General features: G+C 50.3%; 19 protein-coding genes. 12 read left to right on the forward strand and 7 right to left on the reverse strand.

Annotated elements, in window-relative coordinates; all coding sequences use genetic code 11:
* Positions 1-4: 4 nt before the first annotated feature.
* The gene (gene cysC, locus ACFOE0_RS19980) at positions 5-616 is read left to right on the forward strand and encodes an adenylyl-sulfate kinase (protein ID WP_248934334.1); all 612 of its coding nucleotides are present in this window, start codon (positions 5-7) and stop codon (positions 614-616) included.
* Between the two features lie 56 nt (positions 617-672).
* On the opposite strand, the gene ACFOE0_RS19985 is transcribed toward cysC, so the two are convergent.
* Entirely contained in the window at positions 673-1,512 is an 840-nt protein-coding gene (locus ACFOE0_RS19985) for a TIGR03899 family protein (protein WP_248934335.1), read from the reverse strand.
* Positions 1,513-1,856: 344 nt separating this feature from the next.
* Between ACFOE0_RS19985 and hemG the strand changes: the two genes are divergently transcribed.
* The 7 genes from hemG (at position 1,857) to ACFOE0_RS20020 (ending at position 7,012) form a co-directional block, all read left to right on the forward strand.
* Positions 1,857-2,402, forward strand: a complete 546-nt coding sequence (gene hemG / locus ACFOE0_RS19990; RefSeq protein ID WP_248934336.1) for a menaquinone-dependent protoporphyrinogen IX dehydrogenase — start codon at positions 1,857-1,859, stop codon at positions 2,400-2,402.
* On the forward strand, positions 2,399-2,911 hold the full coding sequence (locus tag ACFOE0_RS19995) for a cytochrome b/b6 domain-containing protein (protein WP_248934337.1): 513 nt from the start codon (positions 2,399-2,401) through the stop codon (positions 2,909-2,911). Before hemG ends, ACFOE0_RS19995 begins: the two co-directional genes overlap by 4 nt.
* A gap of 592 nt (positions 2,912-3,503) precedes the next feature.
* The gene (locus ACFOE0_RS20000) at positions 3,504-4,412 is read left to right on the forward strand and encodes an aspartyl/asparaginyl beta-hydroxylase domain-containing protein (protein WP_248934338.1); all 909 of its coding nucleotides are present in this window, start codon (positions 3,504-3,506) and stop codon (positions 4,410-4,412) included.
* 440 nt (positions 4,413-4,852) lie between these two features.
* A complete protein-coding gene (locus ACFOE0_RS20005) occupies positions 4,853-5,260 on the forward strand; it encodes a hypothetical protein (RefSeq protein ID WP_248934339.1) in 408 nt (135 codons plus the stop codon).
* 6 nt (positions 5,261-5,266) lie between these two features.
* The gene (locus ACFOE0_RS20010) at positions 5,267-5,674 is read left to right on the forward strand and encodes a hypothetical protein (protein WP_248934340.1); all 408 of its coding nucleotides are present in this window, start codon (positions 5,267-5,269) and stop codon (positions 5,672-5,674) included.
* Positions 5,675-5,871: 197 nt separating this feature from the next.
* Positions 5,872-6,387 (forward strand): hypothetical protein, encoded by a 516-nt coding sequence (locus ACFOE0_RS20015; RefSeq protein WP_248934341.1) that lies wholly within the window; start codon positions 5,872-5,874, stop codon positions 6,385-6,387.
* 190 nt (positions 6,388-6,577) lie between these two features.
* Positions 6,578-7,012, forward strand: a complete 435-nt coding sequence (locus tag ACFOE0_RS20020) for a hypothetical protein (RefSeq protein ID WP_248934342.1) — start codon at positions 6,578-6,580, stop codon at positions 7,010-7,012.
* Between the two features lie 40 nt (positions 7,013-7,052).
* Here the strand turns inward: ACFOE0_RS20020 and ACFOE0_RS20025 are convergent, their stop codons facing one another.
* The 5 genes from ACFOE0_RS20025 to ACFOE0_RS20045 all read right to left on the reverse strand — a co-directional run bounded on the left by ACFOE0_RS20025 (position 7,053) and on the right by ACFOE0_RS20045 (position 10,330).
* The gene (locus ACFOE0_RS20025; protein WP_248934343.1) at positions 7,053-7,265 is read right to left on the reverse strand and encodes a hypothetical protein; all 213 of its coding nucleotides are present in this window, start codon (positions 7,263-7,265) and stop codon (positions 7,053-7,055) included.
* Between the two features lie 189 nt (positions 7,266-7,454).
* Complete coding sequence (locus ACFOE0_RS20030; protein ID WP_248934344.1) at positions 7,455-8,129, reverse strand: thiol:disulfide interchange protein DsbA/DsbL; 675 nt, start codon at positions 8,127-8,129, stop codon at positions 7,455-7,457.
* Positions 8,130-8,298: 169 nt separating this feature from the next.
* Positions 8,299-8,973: a DNA-J related domain-containing protein gene (locus tag ACFOE0_RS20035; protein WP_115135454.1), complete on the reverse strand. Its 675-nt coding sequence runs from the start codon at positions 8,971-8,973 to the stop codon at positions 8,299-8,301.
* A gap of 158 nt (positions 8,974-9,131) precedes the next feature.
* Positions 9,132-9,782 (reverse strand): oxygen-insensitive NAD(P)H nitroreductase, encoded by a 651-nt coding sequence (nfsB, locus tag ACFOE0_RS20040; RefSeq protein ID WP_248934345.1) that lies wholly within the window; start codon positions 9,780-9,782, stop codon positions 9,132-9,134.
* Between the two features lie 104 nt (positions 9,783-9,886).
* Positions 9,887-10,330, reverse strand: a complete 444-nt coding sequence (locus ACFOE0_RS20045; RefSeq protein ID WP_248934346.1) for a CBS domain-containing protein — start codon at positions 10,328-10,330, stop codon at positions 9,887-9,889.
* Between the two features lie 287 nt (positions 10,331-10,617).
* Here ACFOE0_RS20045 and ACFOE0_RS20050 point away from each other — a divergent pair, with 287 nt between their 5' ends.
* The 3 genes from ACFOE0_RS20050 (at position 10,618) to ACFOE0_RS20060 (ending at position 13,610) form a co-directional block, all read left to right on the forward strand.
* Positions 10,618-12,381 (forward strand): alkaline phosphatase D family protein, encoded by a 1,764-nt coding sequence (locus tag ACFOE0_RS20050; protein WP_248934347.1) that lies wholly within the window; start codon positions 10,618-10,620, stop codon positions 12,379-12,381.
* 144 nt (positions 12,382-12,525) lie between these two features.
* A complete protein-coding gene (locus tag ACFOE0_RS20055) occupies positions 12,526-13,260 on the forward strand; it encodes a flavin reductase family protein (RefSeq protein WP_248934348.1) in 735 nt (244 codons plus the stop codon).
* A complete protein-coding gene (locus tag ACFOE0_RS20060; protein WP_248934349.1) occupies positions 13,257-13,610 on the forward strand; it encodes a hypothetical protein in 354 nt (117 codons plus the stop codon). The genes ACFOE0_RS20055 and ACFOE0_RS20060 overlap by 4 nt, the downstream gene beginning before the upstream one ends.
* 21 nt (positions 13,611-13,631) lie before the next feature.
* Here ACFOE0_RS20060 and ACFOE0_RS20065 read toward each other — a convergent pair whose 3' ends face one another.
* Positions 13,632-14,171: a hypothetical protein gene (locus tag ACFOE0_RS20065; RefSeq protein WP_248934350.1), complete on the reverse strand. Its 540-nt coding sequence runs from the start codon at positions 14,169-14,171 to the stop codon at positions 13,632-13,634.
* A gap of 251 nt (positions 14,172-14,422) precedes the next feature.
* Here ACFOE0_RS20065 and ACFOE0_RS20070 point away from each other — a divergent pair, with 251 nt between their 5' ends.
* Complete coding sequence (locus ACFOE0_RS20070; protein WP_248934351.1) at positions 14,423-16,609, forward strand: OsmC domain/YcaO domain-containing protein; 2,187 nt, start codon at positions 14,423-14,425, stop codon at positions 16,607-16,609.
* Positions 16,610-16,684 lie beyond the last annotated feature (75 nt).

A 16,684-nucleotide genomic window follows, 5' to 3' on the forward strand; every position in this document is an offset into this window, starting at 1 on the left:
TGAAATGAGTCGAGAAGTAAATCCGGACATTGTCTGGCATCAGCATGCAGTGGATCAGGCGGCCAGAGCCGAACAGAAGCGTCAGCAACCTGTGTTGCTTTGGTTTACCGGCCTTTCAGGTGCGGGTAAGTCCACTCTGGCAGGCGCTCTGGAGCGGGCCCTCTACAGTGAAGGCTTTCACACCTATTTGCTGGACGGGGATAACGTTCGCCATGGTTTGTGCAAAGATCTTGGCTTCTCTCAGGCCGATCGAGATGAGAATTTGCGCCGTGTCGGTGAGGTTGCCAGATTGATGGTAGATGCAGGGTTGGTGGTACTTTCCGCCTTTATTTCCCCTACCCGTGAAGAGAGAGACAGAATTCGCGCGCTGTTTCCTGCCGGACAGTTTATTGAGGTGCATGTATCCACACCTTTGGCTGTGTGTGAAGAGCGAGATCCCAAGGGGCTTTACCAAAAAGCACGTCAAGGCGAGATAGCCAACTTTACCGGGATTTCTGCTCCCTACGAGGAACCACTGAATGCTGAGCTGACCATAGATACCAGCAGGGGCGATCTGGCCTCTCAAGTGCTGGCTCTGCTGCACTATCTGACCGCTCTGGGCATTCTCAAAAAATAAATCCGTTAAGTCGCTATTGATAACAAAAATCCCCTCAACGCTGAGGGGATTTTTTATCAGACACCGAAATCTCGCTTGAACTGGCCGCGCAGCATGCCTGTGTATTTGGCATTGGGACGGGCGGTGACCAACTGAGCCAACTCCTCTCCCAGGCCGGTAAAGCTGTAGTAACTCAGCAGCAGGTGAGGGTGTTTCGGGGTCAAAGTGATATGGTCGCCGGGAAGGTTCAGCGCCAGTTGCGTTTTGGGTTGCAGCAGGCCAGTTTCAAACTCGCCTCTGTGCAGTATGCCTGCATCCACCAGGGTTAACACGCCGGAATAGGGAAGACAACACTGGGACAGGCTCAACTGGGTTTGAGGCGACTTTCTGAATACCTGAGAGATCCCGCCTGTGACTCTGTAGCCCGTGATGATTTTCAGCCGCTTGTCATCATTAATGTTACAGGCCAGTCCCAGGGTTCGCTCCAGCAGTTGGGCTTCTCTCTGGGTTAGCTGTTTCAGAGTATGCAGGGTACGTACACTGAAGTGTCCTGGGTTCACTATCTCTGCTGCCAGGATTCGGGCCCACAACTCCTGCATTTTACGGCTGAAGATCTGCTCAGCCATCTGCAGGAACTGATGCCGCCAGTCCGGGTCAAGATCGCTGCCGGTTACATCAGATGGGGTATGGGCCAACGCCAGTTTGTAAATGGTTTCCAGATTCTGCTGATACTGCATTGCCTGCAATTTGAGTCTGTGTTCAGCTCTCTCTTCGGTGCTGCTGCCATGGGCGTTAAAGTCTGTGGTGCTGGCCATCCCCAGATACCGACCCAGCAATATTGCTTTCTTTCTGGCGGAAACTTCCTTATCCGACGCCTGGCTGGTGACTGCTCCGGATGTTTGCTGATCATCTGACATGACTATCCCTGCTCTGTTAAGTCATTCCTTTTCCAATGGTTATAAACTAACCCAGGCTGAATGCGCAGGCCAGATGAAAATCGCAGAAACCATTGATGCTCAAACTTCATCTGGCTGTCGATGCTTTCTGTTTCAGAATCAGTAAATTAGAATCTTGTTGTTTGCAATCTACAATTCTAAGTTAATGTTTTTGAAGGTATTGGTAGAAAGAATTTTTGTGAATTGGGTATAAGTTTCATCTTTTGCTGTTTTTGATGGACGCAGAGAGTGATCCGCTTCATAAAACTGCCGGAACATATCCCCTACACTGGGCTGAGAAAAAGTGCAAACCAGCAGAGTCTCAGATGAGCAAAACCCTGATCCTATATTCCAGTGTGCATGGCCACACCCATAAAATCTGTGAACGCATCAAGCAGCAATTGTGTGAACAGGGGGAAAATGTCACCCTGAGCACCTTTGCCGAGGCACCATCACTGACTGAGTTTGATAAGGTGCTTATTGGTGCCAGCATCCGCCACGGTAAGCATAACCCGGCGGTGCTGACTTATGTGAATGAGCATAAGGATGAATTGGATAGCAAACAAAACGGCTTCTTCTCTGTGAGCCTGGTGGCTCGTAAGCCGATGAAAAATACTGCGGATACCAACCCTTATATGCAGGCGTTCCTGAGTCAGGTGAGCTGGCAGCCAAAGATGCTGGAAGTGTTTGGTGGTCGCCTGAACTATGGTGGCTATGGGGCGATGGACAGAAACATCATTCGCTTCATCATGTGGATTACCAAGGGGCCGACCGATCCCAATGTGGATATCGACTTTACCGACTGGAACAAGGTTGAGGCCTTTGCCGGTCGTTTCGCCAATCAATCCGGCACTGTGGGACAAGCAGCATGAAATGGTGGCAGCGACTGAGTGACAGATTGCACCTGTTGGTAATGCTGCCAACTGTGTTTCTGCTGGTGACCAGTCCCTGGATATTTATGGCGCGGCAACTGCCGGCCAATGCCTCTTTCTGGAATCTCTCCCATGTTTATCTGGGGCTGCTGACCTGCTTGCTTGCTTGCCTGTTCCTGTTTACCAATCTTCTGGGCGGAACCTGGCGTCAGTATTTCCCCTGGATAGCCGGTGATATTCAACCTTTGCTGAAGGACATTATCGGGCTGTTCAAACTCAGACTGCCGGTCGCCGGTGGTCGGGGCCTGTTCAGTGTGATTGAAGGCCTGACCATGCTGGGGCTGGTTGCTACAGGTATTACCGGCCTGATGTGGTATCTCACCCAGGGCAGCGCCGACGCGCTAAGCTGGCGGGCATGGCATATCGACAGTGCCATGATGTTTGTTGGTCTGCTGTGTGTGCATGTGGTGTGTGCGCTGTCTCATCTGTTGGATTTTTTGCGCCAATAGGGTGGGGTTCCCCTGTTAGGAACGAGTAACTTCTTTGCGAGCCGGGGTGGATATTGAATCCAGCCCGGCTCGATTGTTTTTGGCCCTTTGGTGCTGGCTAAGCCGGGTTCTCAATTAGTCCTGTCCACACCCGGATCAGGGGGGGTGCTCATCTTGTTAAACAACATCCATGTTTAACAGCCAGATCGTCCTCTATCACTCTCTTATGATCGCATTTGGCTCAAGCAAACATTGACCCTATTCACCCTGGGATGCCCGTGCCGAAGTTGTCCCCCATCGTGCCTTGCAAGCTGTTACTTTTTCCAGCGCTGGAGTACCTGTTGCCTGGCTTGAAATACAAGGAGATATAGTTAAAGACCTACAAGACGTGGAAAGAAGCAGAAGTTGATATCGGGCACTACATGGTGTTTGATAACGTACAGTGACACCATCAAAGCCTTGAAAATCTCACCCCCGAAGAGGTGTACTTTCGCAAGCAAAGGTTAGCAGCATGACGTGGATTGCTCACTTTAAAAAATCAGATTAGTTGTCCCGCCAAGAGGCACCAGCTCTGATATTACTCACTTCTTAATGCTTTGATGGATGTTGAATTATGCTGTTTTTTGCTCTGTTCGTTCTGTTAATTTATATCTTTTCAATCTTGTTTGTCCGTATCCGTAATAGAGATAGGTTTGGCTTGAGTAGGCAGCTATCTGATTTTTCTACTTTTATGGTCCCCTTTAATATTCCGGTGTACCTTTTATCTAAAGTGCCATTAACCCCATTTGTTGACCGTAAACATTTTCCAGAGCTTGAGATTTTGCAAAGTAATTGGGAGTTAATACGAGACGAAGCTTTAGCTCTATATGAAAACGGGCACATTGCGATTAAAAATGATTTGCCTGCCAGTTCTTTTTATAAAGACAATCGATGGACCAGCTTTTATTTGAAAGTATACGATTGTGACATCCCGTCAGCTCGTAAATTGGCACCTAAAACCATGGAGTTGATTGATCAGGTGCCCGGGATGAACCTGGCGTTATTTGCCTGTCTAAACTCAGGGAAGAAGCTGGGTAAGCACCATGATCCCTTTGCGTTGAGCTTACGATACTCTCTTGGGTTGAGTACGCCAAACTCCAAAGATTGTGCTATTTCAGTTGATGGGCAATGGCATACCTGGCGTGACGGCGAGTCAATTCTCTTTGATGAGACTTATGCTCACCACACTCATAATGATAGTGACGCTCCACGTATTATCCTGATGTCTGATATAGATCGTCCGCTAAAGATCAAGGCTGTTCAAATGGTATATTACTATTTTGCAAGATTTTTCAATAGCTTGTTTGTTGTGGACAACATTGACACCAGTAAGACGGGTATCGGTAATAGAATTACCCCCATTCATGCCAAATACATGGCTTACATAAAAAAAATAAAAAGATGGAACAGGACGGTCTATAAATCTTTGAAAATTCTAATTGTCGTTTTGGTTGGTTTTTTAATTTATAAGTCAATGGTTTAGTCTTTTTATGGTTCCAGTTTATTTTTTACATGGCTGGTTTAGTTGTGGCTAAAGGAACTGGTTAGTCTAGCCACACAAGGACGACTGGATTGGCAGCAACCCAATGTAAACGTCTGAAGCAAGAGGAAGCGTTGAGCAGATTACTAACACGAATATCAATAGGTTTGTATGCAAGGCTATAAAATTGCTTAGTATTTTTTAAATCTGCACACCTCTGTTATCAACGGGGCTGACGTGCTCATGGCATAGCCATTCAGTGGCCGGGGACCGATTCGTATTCGTTCATTTTCACTCGCCCCAAATGCAGACATGACATGCTCAAGTAAACTTCTTCCCCCTGTCATTTGACTCTCTGTAGACCTTGTTCCAGCTTGTAACTCCAATGTGCTGCCAGTAGGGTGGCTTTAAGTTGTTGGTTGTTTGTGCGAGGGAGTGAGGTTGTGACACCGATAGATAGGTTCAGCTTGCATAGCCGGGAGGGGATATCCGGTGAGCGTGCGCTTAAATCATCGCTCTACTTTGATGGTGCTGACACCAGGCTCAGGGTTGCCGGGTGGTTGATAGAGAGACAGTTTGAGCTTGCTGACTATTTTATGCTGTTGAATAGTTGGGATTGTCCCTTCGAGGAGGGCTGTGAGCTGCTGATTATCAGTAAGGATTGGAACCTGGTGGGCAGCTACAGCTTTCAGCCTTTCTATAACAGCTTGTTGTTAACGGATATCAAGATGCTGTCTGCGAACCGTTATGAGCTGGTTTTTAACGACTCTGAACGCTTTGAGTTGTCAGTTAACTACCCCTGGCAGGGATTATTGAGCAAGGTTATCAAGGTGACCAGAGCTGAGGCTTAATTTGCGATGACTAAAACCTTTGGGATGGGAATAGCGTTTGTCGTGGGTATTGGCGTTGGGGTTATCTGTCAATGGCTTAGCTCCTATGGCGAAATCGAGCCAGTAACGGGCAACAATCTGCCACTGGAGAAAGTTCTGAACTACGCTAATGTGCAGATTTCGGATGATAACTATGCCTGTGAAGGCAAGCGGGCCAGGACAGTGGGCGCGGTTGTAGCCTCTCTCGTCGAGTTCAATGCCAGACACAGCAGGAACATGCTTTCCTTGGGATGCTCAGAGGGCATTTGTACTCTGAGTTACACAGACTGTAAGCCATCGCAGATCCATGAATGTTCCAGCCGAATCTTGAAGTTCCATACCGATACAGCGGGCAAAATAGACCGGAGCACTTTTAGCTGTATCGATTTACCCTGAGGTTTAACCTATTGAAATGGTGGGTTCCCTTGGATGTCTGAGTGGTTCCTGGCTGTTCATCTATTACCTTTCACAGGCTATTCCCTTATTGTTTTCGGGGGCAAATTGCTACTTTTTTCCAGCTTGTGTCACTGACGTGCTGCTATTAGTTTGGGGGCACTCAGGCGTCTGTTGTCTGAGGCCAAAAGGAGTACTGAATGCAGGATATTGTAAAGCTACTGAACTGTGCCGGAGTCACTCAGGTTTGGTTCGGTTCCCGCGGATTTGATGTTGCCACCGAGTCAGGGCTTGAGGATATGCAGCTTGGCTATAGTCGTCATCCGGATGGCAGCGATCTGACCGGTACCGGGGAGGGGGATTGGCAGCCGGGCTGGGTGGTGGTGGCCAGAGATACTCAGTTGGGCGACCCTTTCTTTGTGGATACCACACAACCTCAGCTTCCCGTGTATACCGCCATGCATGGCATGGGCAGTTGGAGTGCTGATGAGGTTGCCACCTCTCTGGAGGCATTTCTTAACACCCTGAGTTATCTTAAAACGACAGCCAATCAGGCTGACAGCTTGCTCGGCCCCATAGACTCCTGCATTCGTGACCCCGAACTGCTGGCGACAATGAGCAAAAAAATGGTGGATCTATCCGGTGAGCGCTATTACTGGGAGGAGTTAGTGGAAGGCTATCAGGAGTGGCTGGACAGCGATGATGAGGATTGGTGACTTGAAAATAAGGCTGCTCAGCTGCCCAATGAGCTTGTGCCTTTAAGGACCAATTGACCGGGAATGAATGGAGTAGGGTATGCAGGTGCTGGCTTCAAGTTCATATAGTTGGACCTTGTTTGACGATGGGACCAGACACTTGCTGTCCGTGGTTTGTGGGTCGTCAGCACTGTTTACGCTGGAGTTTCAATTGTCTCCGGTCGAGGTTCAGGGATATGGGGAACGGGGAGATATCGCACTGGATGAACTTGCTTCATCTGTGCGTCTTCAGCCGGAGCGATACAACCAGCGCCGGATATTGGATTTTACGCAGTTGCCGGAAGTCAAAGCGGCTATGGCCGGGTGGCAATCATCTCAACCTATTGTCGCCGATGGACAGAATACTGGTTGGCATTTGCTGAAGGTCGCTGCTCAGGGGGAGCCAGTCGTTATCGGTGGACGGAATGTCTGGACATTGGCATGGCAGGAAACCGAGCAGCAGATCTCTGTGGAACACCCGGATTATCCCGGACAGATTCACTCGCTTGACGTGTACGAGCTACAAACAGAGGAGCAAACGCTTATGTTTGCCGCAGGAGAGCTGTCAAATAATGTGTGGTGTTTTTATTTGCCGGATGTGTATTAACACTGCTTTTGGGCAGTGTTAATACTTTTTGCTTTGAAGTTTATCCTTGAACTTCGGGCGATGGCGACTTCATTGACCAGTAACCACAATATAGCCAACCCAGTGGGAAGAAGATAATCGACAATATGACTGCCATAAACACGGTGCTGACAAGTTGTCGGGTTTTGCCGCGGGCAAACCACCATGTCAGAGGGATTAAGATGAGGGCGTTGAGGATAATCAGTTGACCCAGAAAGGTGGCATTAATAGACATGGCATTACTCCTTTAATCCATATACATAAGACCAAAATGCAATCGGAACCTAACATAGTCAATGTTGTGGGTAAACCCAAATTGTTCAGTGCGTTAGCTAAAAACCACCGTTTTGGTTGGAGCAATAAAAAGCCCCTCAATTGAGGGGCTTTGCGTAGGGATAGGAGGTTGGGAATTCTTGACCGGCTGTTAGCTCTTCTTGGTCGACAGGAAGTTGATCAGTTCGATCATTTCGCCCAGGTTACGGATTTGACCCAGGTTAACCATGTACTTGTCGTTCACGATGAAAGAAGGCACGCTCTGGATACGGAACTCCTGAGCCTGCTTACGCCACAGGGCGATTTTCTCGTTGGTGACCTTGCTGTCAGCCATTTCGTCGTACTGCTTGGCAGAAACGCCGAAGCCTGAGAACAGTTTTTTCAGGTCATCACGGCTGGTGATGTGCTGTTCGTGGTGGTGACCATGGCCGCTGGCGGCATGGCCAGCTGCAGCATCGGAACCTTGCATTGCAGTGAATGTCGCCAGGGTCATTTCACCCATTTTATTGACATCATCACCGGCCAACTGATGGATTACTGCCAGTGCACGCATCATTTCAGTCATCATTTCATTGCGCTGGAACTCAACGTGCTTGGATTCAAATTTGATCTCTTTATTCAGGTGAGGCTTGATAGCCGGCATGTACTGAGCTTCAAACGCATAGCAGTTATCGCAGTAGAAAGAGAAAAACTCAGTCAGTTTAGGCTGGACACTTGGGGCCTTATCAGTGATTTCAGTGTAGTGCTTACCTTCGTAGAAAGTGGCTGCATAGCTGCTCATAGAGGCAACGGCCAGGGTCAGTGCCAGGGCGGCTTTCTTGATCATATTATCCTCGGAAATCGTTCAGGAACTTGAGGCACAGCTTTGTCGCTTGCCGAATGTCCCCAGAGTAGGTCGACTGGCTTAATTATGTCTGAAACTGAGGCGGGGTTCGCCCCCTGAAATGTGACCTGAGCAGGAGTTTCAAAAGATTGTGGCACAGACTCCAGCCAATTCAGGTATGAACTTCCGGTTCCATTGGTTGGTCATTGTGGCCTCGCAATGTGTGCCAGGCTTCACAGATAAGGCGGAAACGGGCGGCATCACCTTTGGGACGGTCCGGATGCCATTTCAGGGCGAGTTTTTTCCACTGGCGGCGGACATCTCTTGGGCTTGCACCAACTTCCAGCCCGAGGATTTGCATCGCCTTTACCTTATGCATGCCGGGTTCCTGACCCATGCCGATATAATCCTGATAACGGTTCCAGAATGATTGCAGCATCTCGCGAACGACGTTGGCGCAGGTGTCATAGTTATCCCAATTAAAGTAGTACTCCCGCAACGCAATATCTCTGGCCAGTTCCAACTCCATATCGCCGGGCGGAGCCGTCATCAGCCGGATCTCCATCGCCTGCACCTGCAGCCATTGTTGTGGCAGCAACATCTCCTGTAACTCATAAAGAGCATTCATCAGCAGGAAGTTGCGTTTGAACAGATCTTTGTCCGGGCTTTCATCCAGATCATCCAGCAGCCCCTGTTCTTTCAATGCGACCGCGAGGTGATGAACTTTCCAGCTTTGTTGTGAGGATTGCAGCAGACTGAGTAAGGGCCAGATAAGGGGATTATCCTGACCATTGCGGCAGCCGGTTGATTGGCGTGTAGTGGCGAGACTATTTGGCGTTGGCGGCATCTGCTCTCTCCATTCAGCGACCGGGAAGAACAGGACTGATTCTGTTATTCCCAAGCCTTTCTTTTACTATGGTGGCAGAAGAGAGCAGCGTCAATTTGAGAAAAGACTGATTTTCAAACCGAAAGTGTGAGGGCTCAGCAAGCCTTTTGAGTGCCTGATCAGATCTCGGAAATCACCTGCTCCACAGGTAAACGAGACTTGGGCAGCTCGGCATTAAAGTCATCACAGGCACGGTAGCCCAGAGCTGCAACAACACAGGCACGCAGGCCTTTTTCCTTCAAACCCAACACCTGATCCAGGGTATCGGCGTCAAACCCTTCAATAGGGCAGGCATCGATATTCAATGCGGCAGCGCCCAACAGCAGTGTCCCCAGAGCCAGGTAAACCTGCTTGTCCATCCAGTCCGGTGCATCTTTCAATGTGTCAGTATGCAGCCCCACAAAGAACTGACGGGCACCCAGAATTGTCTGCTTCACCTCTTCATTTGGAATCCGGCCGTCGGCCTCTTCCTGAGCGGTCAGTTGCTGCAGGTATTGGGCGTCGATATCGGTGCGGCGGCACAGTACTACCACATGGGAAGCATTTAGGATTTTTGGGGTATTGAAGGCGAAGTTTTCAGTGGCTTTGGTCAGCATTTGTTTACCTTCATCAGTGCCTGCAATCACAAAGTGCCAGGGCTGTGAGTTTACTGATGATGGGCTGAATCTGAGCAGGGTTTTAATCTGTTCGATCTGCTCAGCAGGAATACGCTTGGTGGCGTCGAATGCTTTGGTGGTGTATCGGCTTTGGGCCAATGCGGCAATATCCATGTTAATCCTCTGACTGCTTGTGATTAGGGCCTGCATTGGCCCGGACACATTCTGGCTCAGCTGTCGGATGCGTGGCAAGGTCGCAAAGGATTAAACCCGTTTTATCAGGGTTCAACTTTTGGAGTGATATGCAACATCAGCTCGTGACAAAGGGTGAGGAAGTCCGATGCGCTTACTATGCCCTTAACTTGCATATCGTCATCGACAACCGGCATACAGGAGAGGCGATTTTGCAAAAAGTACTCAATCACTTCTGAGGCAGGATCATGTGGTTTGCGGGTAATAGGTGACTCCATTACCTCATGAACATGGATAAATTTCTCTTTTCGCTGCAGTACACCCGGTCCATAGCTGTTAAGCAGGTGAATGACTGTGGACACGATTTTCTTGTGACTAAGCACTCCAACGAGGCGTCCATCGTCATCAATAATCGGCAAGTGCTTGACCTGTTTCATCAGTGCATGAGCATCGTGGACAGTGGCATCTTTGTGTAAACAGATGGGATCAGGGGTCATGATTTCATGGATTTGAATTGTGTGGTCAGGCATGGCTCCTCCTTGTGCCGACTCAGATGACAGGTTTAATTCTACCAAATATCGAGGACTTACCCAGTGATTACAGAAAAAGACTTAACATCTGGTCACACTTGTGTAACTTGAGGAGGGCAAACTCATCGTACCTCTTGGAAAGTATAGACCACAGGGCTGTGAACCCTTCCATGCTTTCCCCGTCAAGTCTGCTGTCTGACTGAGGAGTGAATATAAGAACAAGGTGAAGCAAGTGGACGATAACCCTCTTGGCAGCCTCCGCCTGATAAAGCAAAAGGAATGATTAGATGAAACGGACAGTTTCCCGCCGGGATTTTTTGGCTATGTCAGCCAGGGGAATTGGCGCCGCAGTGGTGTCTTATGGATTGTTGGGGTGCAGTAGCTCTGAGGACGAAGCGACTGTACCAGCAAGTTTTATGCACGGAGTAGCCAGTGGTGATCCACTGCATGACGCAGTGATTCTCTGGACCCGTGCAACCCCTGAATCTGCCGGGGCGGTATTGGTCAGTTGGGAAGTGGCGCTGGACAGCAAGTTTAACGAAGTGGTTAACGCTGGCAGCATGCGTACCAATGCCGACAAGGATTACACAGTCAAGGTTGACGCCAGAGGCCTGGAAGCGGGTACAACCTACTATTACCGCTTTAAGACAGGTGACAACACCTCTTCTGTTGGAACGACCAAAACCCTGCCCGAGGGGGCCGTCAGCCAGGTGAAGTTTGCAGTGATGTCCTGTGCCAACTTTCCCGCAGGTTATTTCCATGTTTATGACATGGCTGCCAATGAGTCAGATCTTGACGCTGTGTTGCACCTGGGTGACTACCTGTATGAATACGCCAGAGGTGAGTATGCCAGTGAAGATGCTGCCGAACTTGGCCGTGAAGTTCTGCCAGAGGGTGAACTCTTTGCCTTGAATGACTACCGCACCCGTTATGCCCAGTATCGTGGCGATGCATCTTTGCAAAAGCTGCATGCTGCCGTGCCGTTTATTACCGTGTGGGATGACCACGAGGTTGCCAATGACACCTGGAAGAATGGTGCCGAGAATCACAACGATGGTGAAGGCGATTTTGACCAGCGCAAGATGGACGCCTTACAGGCTTATTTCGAATGGCTGCCAATTCGCCCTTACCGTGAAGATGACAATGAAGAGATCTTCCGCAGCTTCAATTACGGTGATCTGGTTGACCTGCACATGCTGGATACCCGAATCATTGGCCGTGATGAACAGTTGACCTTCGATACCTACATAGATCCCACCACTGGTGCCTTTGATGGTGAAAAGTTCGAGCAGGACCTTGGCTCAACAGATCGCACCATGCTGGGTCAGTTACAGCTGATCTGGCTGCAAGGGCAGCTGCTGAGTGCAAACGGTCAGTGGCAGGTGCTTGGGCAACAGGTGCTTATGGGCAAGATGTTCCTGCCTGCGGCTATTGCCACCCAGCAATTAACGGTTGCTCAGTATGCTGAGTTGGGTGCGCTGGCCCAATTGGCGGCCAGAGCTCAGGCTGGTGATCCGACTCTGACCCCGGAAGAGCTGGCTTATCTGCAGGCCAATCAACATAAGCTGACGCCGGAAGTGCTGGCACTGCTGCAGTTGCCATCTATTCCTTACAATCTGGATGCCTGGGATGGTTATGCCTATGAGCGTGAAGTGATTCTGGGGACCGCAAAATCCCGTAATCAGAATCTGGTCGTACTGGCTGGTGACACTCACAATGCCTGGGCCAATGATTTGCGGGATATTAATGGCGATGTGGTGGGGGTGGAGTTTGCCACGGCGTCTGTCTCCTCTCCCGGTCTGGAGCTGTATCTGGGGTTGACGCCTGAGCAGGTGGTACCCACAGAGGCCGCGATTACCGGTTTGGTCAGCGATCTTAAGTACACCAACCTGGCGGACCGAGGGTATATGACGGTGACCTTTACCCCTGAGAAGGTCAGCAGTGAGTGGCGCTATGTCAGCTCTATTAAGTCTGCTGAATACACAGAGCAGACAGAGCGCAGAATGAGCGCCAGCAGCGCTGCCGGTAACCCGGGCGTTGAGCTGGGGTAACTCCTGACGGTAAAGCTGACAGCCTGATTTAAGGCGGTCAGGCGTATGGGTAACGAGGCGCTCCAATAGCCACTGGGGCGCCTTTTCTGATCTTTGCCCTTAGCAAGGCCGTAAATCAGGTATCTGGTTTATGGAAACGACCCTATGTATCTGAACAAAGAAGAGATTCAAGCGCTCTCTCAACGCCGCCGTGCACTGTTTATCAATAGTCTGTCCGGCTTCAAAAGTGCCAATCTGGTGGGCTCCGTCAGCAAAGCAGGGCAAACCAATCTGGCTATCGTCAGCAGCGTGTTTCATCTGGGGGCCGACCCTGCGCTGATGGGGATGATATTCAGGCCACATTCGGTGTCACGGGATTCACTGGAAAACATTCTCGATACCGGCTTTTATACCCTTAACGGTGTCGGTGAAGAGTTCTTCCGTTTGGCGCACCAAACTTCGGCGCGCTACCCCAGTGACGTTTCTGAATTTGAAGCTGTGGGCCTGACAGGCTATTTCAATCAATCTCACCCAGCGCCTTATGTGGCCGAAAGCCCTCTGCAAATTGGCCTCAAGTATATTGAGCATCAAACTCTGGAGGTTAATGGCACCGTCATGCTGGTAGGGGAAGTGGTCGAGGTCAGCGCCAGAGTGGATACTCTCAGTGAAGATGGTTATCTGGATGTCGAAGCGCTGGGGTTGGTGGCTGTCTCATCGCTGGACAGTTACCACACAACGTCCAGACTGGGGCGCCTGGCTTATGCCAAGCCTGGGTTACCAGTGCGCGACTTGATATGTGAACCTGACCAGTCTGAGTCATTGCGGCCTGTTACTGCTGGCCAGACTGATACAAAGAAGAGCACAGATGGTGATGCTCTGGTTGAAGTGAAAATAGTATGACTGTTCCTTTTCACGCTTTTGCTGCACGGCGTCAACGCCGTCCCCGCAAACGGGACGAGGCATCCGTCAATCTTGCTTATCTCAGCCGGGTATTTGATGAGCTGGCGCGGCAGCCGGGCAAAATTGCCCAGGTGAGGGCGAATCTGGATGAGTATCGCCAGCAACGGTTTCTGCCCAGGGGGTTTATCCGGGCAATCGAGCGCTGCGAGTGGGTGCTGGATTTGGGAGAGGATATTGAGCTGCTGCGGCGAGCCGTATTTGAGGATTCGGACACCGGCCGACGCCTGCGCCGGTATCCTCTGCTGTTCAAAGGCATTTGTATGGCGAAAGACAAGCCGCCGGAGCCTTGATTCGTCTGTTGGTTGCGACCTTTACTGCAAGCTTGCCAACTCCGAACGCAGCGCTTTAAGCGGTACGACCGCAAAACCTTCATCGTAGAAAAAACGGATTTTCCCTTTGCTATCCAGCAACAGGACTCTGGCGTTATTGGGGTTCATATTGCCGGTCAGCGCCTGCATCTTATCGCCATCCTCGAAGACAGTAATCACGCCGCCCCAGAGGGCTTTGGGAATACCGGCGCGCATGCCATTGTTAATTTGGGTTTCAAACATACGGGGCACCATACCTGCTATGGTGGGCACTTCGAACACATCAGCCTTGGTTTGGGTCATGTCCAGACCAATCAGCCAGCGGTCGATATCAAACTGGGCATCCTGCACATAACCCAGCAGTACTATTACAGGTCGACCCTGAAAATGCTCCGGCAGCATAACCTGCTCTTTGGTCAGTGTGGTGCCGGGCACGGTTGGAAAAGCTTGTCCGATGGGATCCTGATTGGGGTAATTGCTGGAACATGCCCCAAGGGTGATGCTAATTATGATAACCATCAGTGAGTTAGCTAGAGATTTCATTTCACACTCCTTGTTTCGTTTCCTCTGATACGTGCAATCACGCATGCCAGGATCAATGGTCGCGACTTAAACTTACTTTCCATTGTGTATGTTAGCCCTACCTTTATTCGCCTTTCACATAGCGTGAAAAACAAGGATAATGCGAGGCAATTCGCATTATCCGCAGACGCTGGCACTTACTCACCTTTCCTTAAGGGTGTTGATGTGGTTTGCCGGCGTCACACTTCGGAACTCTCTTTCGGAACAAACCCATGGAAATCAAAGTTAATTTTCTCGATAACCTGAGACTGGAAGCCAAGTTCGACGACTTCACTGTAGTTGCCGATCAGCCAATCCGTTATAAGGGCGATGGCAGCGCGCCAAGCCCTTTCGATTATTTCCTGGCGTCTTCAGCCCTGTGCGCGGCTTACTTCGTTAAGGTTTACTGTGTTTCCCGGGAGATCCCAACCGAAGGTATCCGCCTGTCTCAAAACAATATTGTGGACCCTGAGAACCGTTATAACCAGATTTTCCAAATCCATGTTGAGCTGCCGGACAGCATCTCTGACAAAGACCGTCAGGGCATTCTGCGCTCTATCGATCGCTGCACAGTGAAGAAGGTGGTGCAGACAGGCCCTGAGTTCAAAATCGAGACAGTGGAAAGCCTGGATGAAGACGCTCAGGCCATGTTGATGGTGAAACCAGCTGATGGCGACAGTACCTTTATTCTGGGTAAAGATCTGCCGCTGGAGCAGACTATCGCCAATATGACAGCGCTGCTGGAAGATCTGGGCATGAAGATTGAGATCTCATCCTGGCGTAACCTGGTGCCGAATGTGTGGTCACTGCATATTCGTGATGCCGCATCACCTATGTGCTTTACCAATGGTAAAGGCTCTACCAAAGAGAGTGCGCTGTGTTCGGCGCTGGGCGAGTTTATTGAGCGTCTGAACTGCAACTTCTTCTACAACGATCAGTTCTTCGGTGAAGAGATTGCCAATGCCGAATTCGTGCATTACCCACACGAGAAGTGGTTCAAGCCAGGCCCTAACGATGAACTGCCTGAAGGCATTCTGGATGAGTACACGCTGGAGATTTACAATCCGGACGGTGAACTGGCTGGCTCCAACCTGATTGATACCAACTCAGGCAATGTTGAGCGCGGTATCTGTGCCATCCCCTATAAGCGCCACAGCGATGGCGAGACGGTTTATATCCCGTCTAACCTGATTGAAAACCTGTTCCTGTCCAACGGCATGAGTGCGGGTAACAACCTGGATGAAGCCAAGGTGCAGTGTCTGTCTGAAATCTTCGAGCGGGCGGTGAAGCGCCAGATTATCGAAGAAGAGATTGCCCTGCCGGAAGTTCCCAAAGAAGTACTGGCCAAGTATCCATCCATTATGGCGGGTATCGAAGCACTGGAAGCTCAGGGTTTCCCTCTGGTGATTAAAGACGCCTCTCTGGGCGGCCAGTTCCCAGTGATGTGCGTAACCCTGATGAACCCACGTACCGGCGGTGTGTTTGCCTCTTTCGGCGCCCACCCAAGCTTTGAGGTGGCGCTGGAGCGAAGCCTGACAGAACTGCTGCAGGGCCGCAGCTTTGAAGGCCTGAACGATGTACAAAAGCCAACCTTTAACAGCATGGCAGTGCAGGAGCCTGAGAACTTTGTTGAGCACTTTATCGACTCAACCGGCGTGATCTCCTGGCGCTTCTTCAGCGAAAAAGCAGACTATGACTTTGTTGAGTGGGATTTCTCCGGCAGCAACGAACAAGAGTCCGCAGCCCTGTTCGGTATTCTGGAGGAGCTGGGACTGGAAGCTTATGTGGCTGAGTTTACCGCCATTGGTAACGCCTGCCGTATTCTGGTGCCTGGCTACTCAGAGGTATATCCGGTGACTGATCTGGTGTGGGACAACACCAACAAGGCGCTGGACTACCGCGAAGACATTCTGAACCTGCACCGTTTGTCCGATAGCCAACTGGCCGATCTGATTGAGCGTCTGGAAGAGAGCGAGCTGGATAACTACACAGATATCAAGACCCTGATCGGTATCGAGTTTGATGAGAATACCGAGTGGGGACAGCTGACTATTCTGGAGCTAAAGCTGCTGGGTTATCTGGCGCTGGGCGAGCTGGAAGCGGCTATTGAGCTGGTGGAAACCTTCCTGCAGTACAACGACAATACGGTAGATCGTAATCTTTTCTATCAGGCAATGCAGGCTGTGCTGGAAATTGCACTGGATGATGAGCTGGAGCTGGAAGACTTCAACTACAACCTCACTCGCATGTTTGGTAAAGAGCGCATGGACCAGGTGATTGGCTCAATCAATGGCTCGGTGCGCTTTGCCGGTCTGACGCCTACCAGCATGAAGTTGGAAGGCCTGGATCGCCATCTGCGTTTGATCGACAGCTATAAGAAGTTGCATCAGGCCCGCGCCCGTCTGGCAGATAAATACTGAGCTGACTGTTTGAACTAAAAACGCCGGCAATTGCCGGCGTTTTTATAAGGGAAGCAGTTCTCGATAAGGACTAGG

The organism is Shewanella submarina, assembly GCF_042646185.1.
Classification (GTDB): domain Bacteria; phylum Pseudomonadota; class Gammaproteobacteria; order Enterobacterales; family Shewanellaceae; genus Shewanella; species Shewanella corallii.

Bases quoted from the DNA above. Each gene is read 5' to 3' on its own strand.
- ACFOE0_RS20010 (WP_248934340.1), top strand. From the start codon at position 5,267: ATGACTAAAACCTTTGGGATGGGAATAGCGTTTGTCGTGGGTATTGGC.
- hemG (WP_248934336.1), top strand. From the start codon at position 1,857: ATGAGCAAAACCCTGATCCTATATTCCAGTGTGCATGGCCACACCCAT.
- cysC (WP_248934334.1), top strand. From the start codon at position 5: ATGAGTCGAGAAGTAAATCCGGACATTGTCTGGCATCAGCATGCAGTG.
- ACFOE0_RS20025 (WP_248934343.1), bottom strand. From the start codon at position 7,265: ATGTCTATTAATGCCACCTTTCTGGGTCAACTGATTATCCTCAACGCC.
- ACFOE0_RS20055 (WP_248934348.1), top strand. From the start codon at position 12,526: ATGTATCTGAACAAAGAAGAGATTCAAGCGCTCTCTCAACGCCGCCGT.
- ACFOE0_RS20045 (WP_248934346.1), bottom strand. From the start codon at position 10,330: ATGCCTGACCACACAATTCAAATCCATGAAATCATGACCCCTGATCCC.
- ACFOE0_RS20000 (WP_248934338.1), top strand. From the start codon at position 3,504: ATGCTGTTTTTTGCTCTGTTCGTTCTGTTAATTTATATCTTTTCAATC.
- ACFOE0_RS20065 (WP_248934350.1), bottom strand. From the start codon at position 14,171: ATGAAATCTCTAGCTAACTCACTGATGGTTATCATAATTAGCATCACC.
- ACFOE0_RS19985 (WP_248934335.1), bottom strand. From the start codon at position 1,512: ATGTCAGATGATCAGCAAACATCCGGAGCAGTCACCAGCCAGGCGTCG.
- ACFOE0_RS20060 (WP_248934349.1), top strand. From the start codon at position 13,257: ATGACTGTTCCTTTTCACGCTTTTGCTGCACGGCGTCAACGCCGTCCC.
- ACFOE0_RS19995 (WP_248934337.1), top strand. From the start codon at position 2,399: ATGAAATGGTGGCAGCGACTGAGTGACAGATTGCACCTGTTGGTAATG.
- nfsB (WP_248934345.1), bottom strand. From the start codon at position 9,782: ATGGATATTGCCGCATTGGCCCAAAGCCGATACACCACCAAAGCATTC.
- ACFOE0_RS20050 (WP_248934347.1), top strand. From the start codon at position 10,618: ATGAAACGGACAGTTTCCCGCCGGGATTTTTTGGCTATGTCAGCCAGG.
- ACFOE0_RS20015 (WP_248934341.1), top strand. From the start codon at position 5,872: ATGCAGGATATTGTAAAGCTACTGAACTGTGCCGGAGTCACTCAGGTT.
- ACFOE0_RS20035 (WP_115135454.1), bottom strand. From the start codon at position 8,973: ATGCCGCCAACGCCAAATAGTCTCGCCACTACACGCCAATCAACCGGC.
- ACFOE0_RS20070 (WP_248934351.1), top strand. From the start codon at position 14,423: ATGGAAATCAAAGTTAATTTTCTCGATAACCTGAGACTGGAAGCCAAG.
- ACFOE0_RS20030 (WP_248934344.1), bottom strand. From the start codon at position 8,129: ATGATCAAGAAAGCCGCCCTGGCACTGACCCTGGCCGTTGCCTCTATG.